Source organism: Dysgonomonas sp. GY75, assembly GCF_015234155.1.
GTDB classification, from domain to species: Bacteria; Bacteroidota; Bacteroidia; order Bacteroidales; family Dysgonomonadaceae; genus Dysgonomonas; species Dysgonomonas gadei.
In genome coordinates this window covers 76,999-89,272 of the sequence record NZ_JADCLQ010000051.1, presented here as the reverse complement: position 1 = coordinate 89,272, position 12,274 = coordinate 76,999, and the positions used below count along the sequence as shown (strand labels likewise).

Below are 12,274 nucleotides of genomic sequence, written 5' to 3'. Positions count from 1 at the left end.
ATAAAAAGCATTCAGGTGGTTATAACACCGGGGCTCCACCTCTTCCCATTCCGAACAGAGAAGTTAAGCCCGGTCGTGCCGATGGTACTGCGCAAGTGGGAGAGTAGGTTACCGCCGTTTTAAGAAGAGAAGTCCTTCACTATAGTAGTGAGGGACTTTTTTTGTTTGGGTATGTGAGGCATAGGCATACCGCATCTAGATACATACTGATAGCGCCATGAGAAATCATTTAGGCTGGTTCATAAGGCCATGAAAATGCAGATTATCACTATATACCTCAAAAGAATGCACGTCAGTGTACAGCCGAACTATTCCTTACTTTACAGGAAGGTCGGTTTCCCATCGATATTCCAAATGAACTTCTTAGCCCGAAAACAGCGAATGATTACGTAGAGCGTTTGTCCGTCCACGTAATTCATTTGAATAAAGTCGTCAAATCAACTACGGAACGAACAAGATCAGAGCTTATAACTAATCGTAATATATAAGAAAGTGTATAACTCCTACAATATTCTAATTATGCCATAGGTGAAATAGCTTTTGGGCTAAGTTTTGAAGAACTCGTATCATTTAGCAACTTCATAAAAAACATACAAATTTGTCTCTGAACGCACTTCGTTCTTAGCAAACTGTTTAATAAAAGACAAGCTAGTTTATGGTTTACCCTATGAAACTATTAAGCCTATGCCTGTCTATAATGATTAACATTCGATCATTGATTGTACATTTCTTTAAATTTATGCCTTCCGGGAGTTCTATAACTTTTGCTGTTATCATTTTTTCTAATTTACTCATAGAGATATTTAAACATTGACGGATAACAGATGATAATTTCAGATGGATATTATATTTTGATATTATGTAAAATTCAATCTTTTCTTCCTCAATATTTATAATTTCTTCGAGAGATATTGTTTGATGAATTATATCATATTCTATTGAACTATAGCAAACTTCTACATTGTTCCTTTTCATCAATTCCAAATCGGATGAATAGTTCCATGCAGTGTTTGTATCATTGGATAAGAATTTCTGATATAGCTCTTTATCAATAGAATCAGGTTTTATCCGTGATAGGATAGTGAGGTTGAATGTGCTGTCACATTCTATACATCTATAGATTAGCCAAACATCTATAATCTTTTTTTGAGCGTTGACTCTGAATTTATCACTACAATAGAATTGGCTATTCTTATTACATTTTGAACATTTTCTTTTTAATAACGGCATATTTTGTATACATATTTCCCATGTATATTGTTTCGCTTTTTTCATCTTGGCAAATCCTCTCGGGATATATTACCCTATATCATACATAGCAATATGAGACTTATATACAAAGTGTATTTAAGTCAGAAAGGGTAATGAATTAATAAATTAAACAGATAGACATACCAGTTCGAGTACGAAACTCAAACGAGAGGAACTACTAGCTTGTGGTATTTGAAGCTAATATTATGCCAGTATATATAAACGAATAGTTGCCAAATTGTGATTCTGTTGGTTTCAGTTCCAAAGATAATAGTTTTATCCTGTATACAAGGAAAAAAGTACTGATCACTTATTATTATTTACAAAATTTCTGAATTTTCGGTTAATCAAAATTTATTTTAATAAATGTAAAACATAATTTCGCCCTCATTGTTTAAGTAAATATAAAACAATAATTAACAATTCACAATGTGATTGAAATCTTATGAATCAAGTAGCTGGTTTTCAATTGGTAACGAAATATGTCAATTTGATGTGTTTCTTGTTAATCATCTAAAAAATCTAAAAAATACTAAACCCCTGTTTGATCGTTTTAATTATGGAAGAAATATTTGATACAGTCAGATTTTACATTTATTACTGGGATTCTCAGTTTATCGGTTTCCCGATAGTTATCCGTATAGTCTCTACGCTTGTTGTTTTGTTGGCAATACTTTATATAGTTTCCTTGTTCAGGTTTATTTATCTCGCTTATAGCTTCGAAAGGAAGAAGAGACACTTCGAACAAGTCAAACAAAAATATGCAATCAAATTGAAGAGCATCCTTTTTTCAACATCAAATACTTACCCGGATGCTGTAAAATCTGAGTTGGAGATAGAAAATGTTTCATTCAAGAAATGGGAAAAAGATGATATAACCCAGCTTATTTTGTCAATAAAGCAAGAGAAAAAAATAGGGCAAATAAACGTAAACAATTATATAGCAGTAATAGATGCTTTTGGCCTTATCAGTTTTTGGGAAGAAAACTTAAGGAACAAAAGTTTGGAAAAGAATATGCAAGCCTTGAGAATGTTGGATAGCCTTGGTATTAATATACCGGGTAGCATTCTTGCCAATAAGGTTCAAGGTCTCAACTCGAACTTACGCAAATATGCTAAATCGGAACATATACGTTTTGCTTCACATGATGCTTTTAAATTCCTGGAAGAAGATTTTGATGGAGACCTCAATCCTTTAGATGAAATAAGGATACACGCATCCCTTAAAGAAAGAGCAAAACTCAAATCACTACCATTATTGATCCGTTGGGTAAATACGGCACAAAATGAGGCATATAAATGCTTTCTGATCAAGGAAATCGGACTTTTTAATCAGGCCGGAAGCGCTCAGCAATTACTTGAACTGTACCAAAATACAACGAGTTTTAGAATAAAGGCAAGTATTGCTGAAGCACTTGGACTTTTAAAGTATACACAGGCTGTACCTATTCTTACTCTTAATTATGATTCAAACCCTGAGTTTGTACAAGCCAGTATAATCAATGCTATGGGGCAATTTGCCACACCGGAAGCTCTAGCTTTTCTTGAAGTAATTTATAATCAAACATCCGATGATGAATTGTTTATAAAAATTGTTCGTAATATTTATTTAATAGATAGCAGAAAAGAGACCTACTTAAGGCTAAAAGATGTAACAACGAATATTTTCCGGAAATCCGTGTTTGCAAATGCAGAACAAACGGAAATAGAAATCAATGAATCCATTGCTTAAATTTATCAGATATGTTAGAATATATTGTTTCCGTTTACCAGTTCCTCATCTTTTTTTATGCTTTATCTATTACTGCTGCCTATGTGACATTAGCACTGTTGGCATATTATAACATTTCCCAGTCGAAAATTAAGTATACGAAGGAAGAAGAAGATTTACTTAAAATCGGATTTGAAAGAGTACCTGGTATTTCGGTTGTTGCACCTGCTTATAATGAGGAAGTTATTATTATAGACAACGTAAACTCATTATTAAATCTGGACTACCTTACATTCGAGGTTGTAGTTGTCAATGATGGCAGTAAGGATAGCACATTGGATTTGCTGATCAAGAATTTTGATTTGGAGGAAGTTGATTTTCCATATATCGAAAAAATACGCTGTCGTCCTGTAAAACGAATTTTTAAATCCGTAAATCCTAAATTTAAAAAACTGACCGTAGTTGATAAGGTAAATGGAGGCACAAAGGCTGATGCAGTGAATGCCGGAATCAATGTAGCCAAATATGATTATATTATCAATACAGACGTAGATGGTATCCTTGCCCGCGATACTTTGAGTAAAGTAATTCTGCCGGTGTTGGACTCCAAAATACCAGTAATAGCTGTGGGAGCTACGATGCGGATGTCTAACGGCTGTGAGGTTGAGAATGGGGTATTAACACGTGTAAAACCACCAAAGGCGCTTATCCCTACATTTCAGGAAACAGAGTATCTTCGATCTTATTTAGTTTCAAAGATGGGCTGGTCTGTTGTTAATGCGATTCCGAATGTATCCGGAGGATTTGGGCTATTCAATAAATCAGTAGTGATTAATACCGGAGGATTTGATCCAAAATCACATGCAGAAGATATGGATATGACACTTCGTATAGCTGCATATATGCGAAGTATTAAAAAAGAATACCGTATAGTTCAGATTCCTGATACTTGCTGTTGGACAGAAGGTCCGTCTACCATAAAAGTACTTAATAGGCAACGGACCCGTTGGGGCAGAGGGTTGCTGCAGATTTTTATAACACATCGCCGGTTCTTGTTCAACCGTAAATATGGAAGAGTAGGTCTCACCGTGACGCCATATGCTTTATTCTTTGAATTCTTTGCTCCGATAATTGAATTTACAGGGGTAATTTGTATGATTTTTTTACTCCTTACAGGGCATATCAATTTCAATACATTCTGGCTGATGCTGCTATTTGTTTTCCTTACAGGGATAACGATGTCCCTTATAACTGTGGGATTAGATCTGTGGGTGAAGAAATGGTATAATAATATAAACGAGTATATAAAGCTTATCATTTTTTCCTCTTTCGAAGCGTTTGTATATCATCCCCTTATAGTCATTTTTACACTTCGTGGATATTGGCAATATCTTACACAGAAAGATTTCAAATGGGGCTCGATGACCAGGCAGGGGTTTGCTAAAAGCCCGACTACAGTCACACCTGATGAAACCACACCTGGATCGAATTTATAAAAAACAAAGGCAATAATATAGCATATTGTAATGGCAAGACATATAAAAGATATATACATACATTCTCAGAACACTTTATTAAAGGTTCTATATATATTCTTACTTGTGATAGTTCCATATGGAATTACTGTAGCCCAGACTCTGATACCTACTGATGAAAAAAGTAATTATGCTAAACAAATTAAAGATTTGTTTGATCAGAGCAATTGGGATGCAGGAAAGAATATTCTCGACGAGGGTATTGAGAAATATCCGAAGGAATCTGATCTGAGAATGCTTGCCGGAAAGTATTATGAGCATCTCAAACAACATGATAAAGCGCGATATGAACTTAATAAGGCATTGGAATACAATCCTAATAATGTAAGTGCAAAAGAGATACTGGTAAATGTAGAAACCGAATCGGGGCGTTACTCCAGTGCTATCTGCTATATAAATGAATTGCTTGAGATAACTCCATATAAGCCAAGTTTATGGCAGAAGAAAATACAATTGTATGAATTTCAGGGGTATACGGCAGATGCTAACCGGCTTCGAAAACGCATCAGTACGATATATCCTAACGATAGCATTATACAGAAAGACTTGCGTTATCATATCGAATTGGAAACAGAGGCCAGAAGAAAGGATGGAAAACTGGACGAAACAATTTCTTTAAGTAGAGAACTGGTACAGCAACAGCCCGGAAATGCAGAATATTATCTGGACCTGATTAATGATTATTTAAAAGCCGGAGATCAGAACAGTGCGATGATTTATACGCAACGAGGACTTAATAAGTTTCCTGGAAACTTGTCTTTTATCGACAAAAAAACAAGTTTTCTTGCTGAGCAAAAGTGTTACAGTGAATTATTATCTTTCTTGCAGCAGGAGATGAAAAAGGGTAATTCAGCAACTCTGCAACAGCAATATAATTATTATTTGGAAGAAGCTGCCGAGGAGGCAAGAAACAATGATCCTGCTACTTTATATGGACGGGTTCTGGAGCATAACCCGGGAAATGAAGAAGCTTTCAATTATGTATTTAATAGTACGATGGCCAATCTTCAATATGAGGAAGCTTTGAATATTCTCAATAGGTATAAAAAAGCAAGAGGAGAATCCAAAGCCCTTACGATGAAAGAACTAATGGTATATAACCGGATGGGGAATACTGCACGTGTCGCAGCTCTCACTAAACAGCTTTTCGGAAAATATCCGGAAGATTCCTCTTTACGTGAAGCTTATGTAAATATAATGTTAGCCGACGCAAAAAGTAAAATGGCTGATAATAACTATTCAGAGGCTATTGTCAGCCTTAATCTGGTAACACAATATGGAGATGAAGAAACTCAAAAAGACGCCCGACACATTCTGTATAATGCTTATATGGGTATGGGTGATTATAATAATGCACTGGATATTCTGAAAAGCCAGGGAACAAACGGCCCTGATATATTGGTGAAACAAGCGGACATTTACTACAAACAACAGCGTTATCCGATGGCCGTTTCGGCTTATGAGCAGGCTATTGATATGGTCAATGGGGAATCCAAGGCCAAATATATAGGCGGGTATAGTGATATGCTTACACAGATTGTGAAAGAGTTAAATGAACAGTATCTTTTTGACGATGCCATGAAATATATAGAGAGATGGATAACATATGATACATCTAATCCTTTGCCATTACATTATGCTGTAAATTTGTCGTATATCAGAAAGAAAATAGATGATGTGCAATTATATGCAGAGAAAGGATATACATCTTTTCCTGATGACATTTTTTTCAAAGTAAAGCTCGCCGAAATTAAAGTGCGGAATACTCAATTATATGCAGAAACTTATAATGAGGTTCGCGAGAGCCTGATAAAAAACCCATATCATAAAGACCTCATCAATGCATTCGCTCAATTGTCTGAAGATTACAGTAAGAATCTCATTAAGAATAAAAGGAGTGAAGAGGCTCTTTCTGTAATAGACACAGCTCTATACTATTCACCGGCTAACAAATCGTTGAAATATATGAAAGGGTTGGCATTGGAAAGTATACACCGCTTCGATTCCGCTTATTATTATCAATCCTTCTATGATCCGTCAGCGATGGAAATAGGAGAATTCAGGCAACATCTGAATTATCTCAAATATAAAAGTTACCGCAATGAAGTTGGAATTTATTATATGCGTAATAGCTTTGGTGATGATAATAATGCAGTGAGTTCGGTAGCAACAATAGATTACAGTCTTTATACCGGAACCAATACTTATGTAGGGCGAATAAATTATACAGGCCGTGATTCAGGTAAAGGGATTCAGGTACAGGGCGAGTGGTATAGAGAATGGAATCAGCATACACGCAGTAAGATAGATGTTGGCTTTGCTAATAAATTTTTCCCCAGAATAGCTCTGAACACTTCCATATACCGTGATCTTAATATTTTTAGCGGAATAGAGGCTGAGTTTGGGGCAGGATATAGAAAGTTGGAAGACAAAGAAAGCCTTTCTAATGCCGTAATCGGTATAACCAAAGATACGGAATCATGGAGAGTGAATGTCCGCTTTAACAACTTCCTATTTCAGCGTGAATGGCTGTATAGCCTTTCGGCAAATGTGAGGTATTACCTTTCTTCGCCTAAGAACTATCTTACAGCAGTGGCTAGTGTGGGTTCTTCTCCTGATGTTGATATAATTAATTACCAGCTGTATAATGGTTTTTCGGTAACAAACAGCATGGTAGGTGCGGGCATTGGGCACATGATAACAAAGACGGTTTCTGCCGGACTATTGGGCACATGGTATAACTTCAAAGCAAATGATACTAATTATAGAAATCTTTATAATCTAAATTTCAATATTAATGTGGCATTTTAATTATTATATAAACCTATTGCTAATCATGCTATTGGCATCAGGTTGCTCAGCAAACACCCAACCACCCCTCAAAGCTGAGAGTTATATTATTACTTACGAAGAAGATGCGCCTGGTGAGCGCTGGGGTGAATATCTTTTCAGCCATCTATCGAAAAGAACGGAAGACAAGTCTATTGTCATTTTAAAAAAGGGGGGACGGCTTGATGATGTTCCTCAAGGAGCTAAGAATATCCATTTTGAAGTAGCAACTGATTTGGAGAATGACTATTGTATAGAACATACGATAAACAGGCTTCATATCCGGGTACGCAATAACGAGACCGCATTATGGATAGTCTATCAGTTGATAAATAATGTTGCCGAAGAAGATAACCGTTTCTCGGCAGAAGATTTACCTCCGGCAATAATTAATTTTGACTCTAAATGTAAGAATTTTGATTTTATATATCGCGAACCTCACTTTGCTCCGAATCTCAGGCACGAGCATTCTCCTATTATCGGTGCTAATAATTTAGAAACGGATTGGGGCTTGTGGGGACATAATTTGTCTAAGATTATTAAAGGCAATCAGAGCGATAATATATACGCGCTTGTAAATGGTAAGCGTAATAAATCACAGTTTTCTTTTTCATCTCCCGAACTCTTTGAGTTTATAAGTAATTACATAGTTGAAAACTATGGAGTGGGTGATCAGAAAACGTACCGTTTTATGATTATGCCCGAAGATGATGATCTGGTATGTACCTGTCCGGCTTGTGCTCAACTGGGAAATACTCCGGATAATGCAACCCCGGCCGTTACAAATCTGATCCATAAACTTGCAGAACGTTTTCCTAAACACCAGTTTTTTACAACAGCTTACAGGACTACTGCAAAATCTCCGTCAGATAAATTACCTGATAATGCAGGAGTATTCTTCAGTACTATCAACTTGCCAAAGGGTATAGAGCCAGATATGCAGAAGGCTTCAACGAAGCAGTTTATAGATCAGTTGAATACATGGAAAGAGAAAACTCCCAATATATATCTATGGGACTATGCTGCTAATTTCGATGACTATCTGACCCCTATTCCCGTCTTATTTGGCTTACAGAAGCAATTCCAGTTTTTTAAGGAATTAGGAGTAAAGGGAATTTTTCTGAATGCAAGCGGATATGATTATTCATCATTTAATGATGTTAAGACTTTTGTTTGTGAAGCACTTATGATGGATGTAAATGTAGATGTAAATAACCTTTGCCGGAAATTCTTTAAGAGGAAATATCCGGAAAGCCATAAATTTCTTTCTGACTATTACCTACAGTTAGAGCATGCTTTTTATAGTAAAAAGAAAGCCTATAATATGTATGGTAGTATGAAAGAAAATATGAATACATATTTTAATACAGATGAATTTATCGAGTTTTATGATACACTGAAAGACGTGATTCCAAATACGGAAGATCTGGAAAAGAGAAAACTGGAGAAACTTTATACCGCGCTCAGTTATACCCGTTTGCAAATAGCTTATGTAAAGGGATATGATGATCTTGGATTTGCAAAAAAAGAAGGTGATAAAATAACGGTCAAACCCGAAATAGATACTTTTGTACAAACACTGGAGGGCGCCCCACAATTTTCGAACCTGACTAATTATAAAGAAACCGATGGTGCCTTATCTGATTATATTACCGAATGGAAACAGGTAATAGCTAAAGGTAGCTATACTAATGCCTTGATGGATGTATCTGTCAAGTTATTATCAAGACCTGACGAAGGCTTTGAGAAAACAGATTTACTGAATAATGGTACGCCGGGCTTTGCGATGGATTATCACCAAGGATGGTATCTGAGTAGTACGGATGATATGCACATTAGTTTTTCCGCAGAGAAACTGCAACAGGCTCAAACGATACAGTTGCGGTTCTTGAGTAATGAAAGACATGGCATATATCCACCGGAGAAAATTCTAGTAAGTATAGATGGACAAATAGTCAAAGAAATTCATTCTGATCAAATAATGGAATTTGGAAATATAGCAGAATGCACTATGGACATTAACCTGGCAGGAACTAAAAATGTTGATTTAAAATTTATTCGTAGGCAGGCTCCAAAGAGCATCATTGCTTGTGATGAGATTACAGTTTTGAATTAAAAATTTCAATTTATAATGTATAAAAAAGGTTATGTAATTCTGTTCTTGATCCTGATTACCGGTATTTCAGCCTGTGTGGATATTAAAAATAAAAAAACAACATTGGAAATATTAGATAATAACAGACATTATTATCCGATTCTTCAAGGACCCGAACTTGATATAGTTTTTGTAATAAAAAATGTAGGGGAGGTGCCTTTTATGTTATCAGATGTTTTCACATCTTGTGGCTGTCTGGTACCTGATAAATCTGCAATTGAAGCTATTCCTCCGGGAAAAGAAGGTAAGTTGATATTGAAGTACAATACAACCAAGAATATTGGATATGTGGAGCATTACGTTACTCTTTATGGTAATCTTACAACCTTGGATAAAGCCGAAATAAAATTTGATGTGCATGTAGTTCCTAACTCTTTGAATACAAGAGATTATGAAGAATTATATCTGGAAAACAAGAATAGAGAGAAGGATGAAGATGAGGATGATGTGAGCAATGAAGGGAATAAGGGGTATTACATAGATTCAAAAACAGATCAGTAAAAATAAAAGCGTAGGATATGTCTACGCTTTATAATATATGCCTAAATTCCGAAATCAGAATCTGGTGAAGATCCCTGCACTGATAATACCCTTATATCCGCAACCCAATTCTGCAAAGCCCCCGATATTCTTGCCAAATTGTATGCCGATAGGGGTGAGTTGGAAATTGATATGCAAATTACTATTTTTATCCGTAGTATTATCGTTACCTGTAAATTTTTGTTCGTAGATGGTGGCTCCTGTACCAAATAGTCCATAAAGCGCCAGATTTTTCTTATTCAGGTATTTAACCTTTCCTTCGGCGGCAAAGGTATAATAATTCCTATTAAATTCTCCTGTTCTATCGCCCTTAAAATATGCGTCAGATTTTCCATTTTCGTAGAGAAAAGTGCCGCCAAGAGAAAATCTTTCGGTAATACTGTATTTGTATCCAATGTGGAATGCACCGCTGTAAGTGTCGTCTGATGAGGTTGTTCCGGCTGTGATACCCCACACTATAATATCAGTCAAGGCATCCAGCAGTTCACTTGTAGTGCCCATACCGTAACCTAAAGTAGTCTCATGCCTACTCCTTTGTTGTGCGGAAAGGCTTGCCGAAAAACAGCATGTAAGAATAATCGCTATTATTAGTTTTTTCATACGTTTTGTATTATAGGTTTCTAACCCTTAAATTACTTATAGTATATTCACTACTTCATTCCAGTTATTAGCCCTTATATGCCTCCCATTATCCATCTTTGCATTGTGCGGCTGCGTAAATAATACCGTTTTTCCTTCAAAGTAATCAAGGTTTTTGAAGTGGTCATCGAGCATAATATCTCCTTTTACCGAATCCTTTTTGCCGCAAAAAATCATCTGTTCCCATGTTATGAACGGGTAGTGCTCGTTGAGCCAGTACAGTTTTTCACTCAGGCTGTCGGGAAATTCAGTTGCCGAGGATACTATCAGCACGTTGTATTTGTCGTTCAGGTATTTCAATCCTTCCATACTTCCCTCTATAGTGGGCGCATTGCGAAAAAATCCTTTTGTGCGTACATATTTTTCAGCATGGGCAAACGCCTTCATTTCCAATACTCCTTCCAGATCTTTCAAAGATTGTTTTATACCCAGCTCCTCAAACTCGAGTTTGAGAAACTGGGAATATACGTCGGCCAGTACGCCGTCCATGTCTACTAATAGTTGCTGTTTCATTTTTTGTTATTGTATAGTTTATTCTTTCGAAAATCTCAAGGTTTCTCCACTTGTTTGCCATTCTCATAATCGGCAAATCGTCCGTCTCCACTTTCATTTACAGGCCCGGGGCTATACCATTGCCACCCGCCGAAGTGTGTAGCTTCATAATCGGCAATGGCCTGTTCTATTTCGTTGCGGGTATTCATCACAAAAGGACCGTATGTAGCTACCGACTCACGGATAGGCTCACCTTCGAGCAGTAACAAACGGCTCTCGGTGGTGCCGTTTTTCAATACGATATCTTCATTGCCATTAAGCTCGGCACAATGGTTTACAGTAAGCTGTTGTCCTTCTAAGTCCATTTCACGACCTTCATAGAGGTAAAGCATACGGTTGAGCGTAGGCGATACCTTCGGAATGGTGAATTCTGCTTCCGGCTGCATCGTTATCAGCCATATGTTTACATGATTGCCTCTATTATAAGCCCATGATGCAGGTAAAGGATCGGGCGATTGTATATTTTTGTAGTTTCCGGCTATCACTTTTATGTTGCTTATATGTCCATTTGCGTCCTTTTCCTCTATAATGGGGATTTGCTCGTTCCAAAGCATTTTATAAGCAGGGGTTGCAAATTTATCTTTTCGTGGTAGGTTGAGCCAGATCTGAAAGAGTTCCATCGGATTATCTTCGGTTTCGGAGAGTATGGGAAACATTTCAGAATGCTGAATACCGGCTCCCGCTGTCATCCATTGTACATCGCCCTGTCCGTAACGGCCTTTGGAGCCTTTGGAGTCGAAATGGTCAACAAAGCCCTCTGTTACTACCGTTATTGTTTCAAATCCGCGGTGAGGGTGGACAGGAAATCCCGGGACTGTATCACCATAATACATACGCCACGGGGCGTTATGGTCGAAGTCTTCACCGATTCTTCGGCTTTCGAGGTAATAAGCAGGCTCCATTTTTCCGTTTCCTTTCGGAAAAAGATCTTTGTGATGGAAACATACAATAAAGGGATTTTTTACTTGTAACTGAAATCCCATTTCTTCTATTTTTATTACTTTCATATAGTTGAATTTTCGTTTATATTTATCAGAAAGGAGGGAATAAGATACATTAATA

9 protein-coding genes and 1 rRNA gene are annotated in these 12,274 nt (G+C 36.7%); 6 read left to right on the top strand and 4 right to left on the bottom strand.

Going from position 1 to position 12,274, the window contains the following annotated elements; all coding sequences use genetic code 11:
* The first annotated feature begins 11 nt into the window (after positions 1-11).
* Positions 12-120, top strand: a 5S ribosomal RNA gene (gene rrf, locus IR083_RS19430).
* A 540-nt stretch (positions 121-660) separates the two neighbouring features.
* Here rrf and IR083_RS19425 read toward each other — a convergent pair.
* Positions 661-1,275 (bottom strand): DUF1062 domain-containing protein, encoded by a 615-nt coding sequence (locus tag IR083_RS19425; protein ID WP_194225545.1) that lies wholly within the window; start codon positions 1,273-1,275, stop codon positions 661-663.
* A gap of 535 nt (positions 1,276-1,810) precedes the next feature.
* Here IR083_RS19425 and IR083_RS19420 point away from each other — a divergent pair.
* The 5 genes from IR083_RS19420 to IR083_RS19400 are packed head-to-tail and all read left to right on the top strand — an operon-like array spanning position 1,811 to position 9,982.
* Positions 1,811-2,983, top strand: a complete 1,173-nt coding sequence (locus IR083_RS19420) for a HEAT repeat domain-containing protein (protein ID WP_194225544.1) — start codon at positions 1,811-1,813, stop codon at positions 2,981-2,983.
* Between the two features lie 11 nt (positions 2,984-2,994).
* On the top strand, positions 2,995-4,458 hold the full coding sequence (locus IR083_RS19415; RefSeq protein WP_006798289.1) for a glycosyltransferase family 2 protein: 1,464 nt from the start codon (positions 2,995-2,997) through the stop codon (positions 4,456-4,458).
* Between the two features lie 30 nt (positions 4,459-4,488).
* Positions 4,489-7,308, top strand: coding sequence for a tetratricopeptide repeat protein (locus IR083_RS19410; protein ID WP_194225543.1), 2,820 nt, complete (start codon positions 4,489-4,491; stop codon positions 7,306-7,308).
* A 25-nt stretch (positions 7,309-7,333) separates the two neighbouring features.
* On the top strand, positions 7,334-9,442 hold the full coding sequence (locus IR083_RS19405; RefSeq protein ID WP_206759868.1) for a DUF4838 domain-containing protein: 2,109 nt from the start codon (positions 7,334-7,336) through the stop codon (positions 9,440-9,442).
* 15 nt (positions 9,443-9,457) lie between these two features.
* On the top strand, positions 9,458-9,982 hold the full coding sequence (locus IR083_RS19400) for a DUF1573 domain-containing protein (RefSeq protein ID WP_006798286.1): 525 nt from the start codon (positions 9,458-9,460) through the stop codon (positions 9,980-9,982).
* A 54-nt stretch (positions 9,983-10,036) separates the two neighbouring features.
* On the opposite strand, the gene IR083_RS19395 is transcribed toward IR083_RS19400, so the two are convergent.
* From IR083_RS19395 to IR083_RS19385, 3 genes are read right to left on the bottom strand one after another with little or no spacing between them, the layout of a single operon-like run.
* Positions 10,037-10,621 carry an outer membrane beta-barrel protein gene (locus tag IR083_RS19395; RefSeq protein WP_006798285.1) on the bottom strand — a complete coding sequence of 195 codons (585 nt, stop codon included), beginning with the start codon at positions 10,619-10,621 and terminating at the stop codon, positions 10,037-10,039.
* Positions 10,622-10,657: 36 nt separating this feature from the next.
* Entirely contained in the window at positions 10,658-11,173 is a 516-nt protein-coding gene (locus tag IR083_RS19390) for a 5' nucleotidase, NT5C type (protein ID WP_194225541.1), read from the bottom strand.
* Positions 11,174-11,208: 35 nt separating this feature from the next.
* Entirely contained in the window at positions 11,209-12,219 is a 1,011-nt protein-coding gene (locus IR083_RS19385) for a pirin family protein (protein ID WP_194225540.1), read from the bottom strand.
* Positions 12,220-12,274 lie beyond the last annotated feature (55 nt).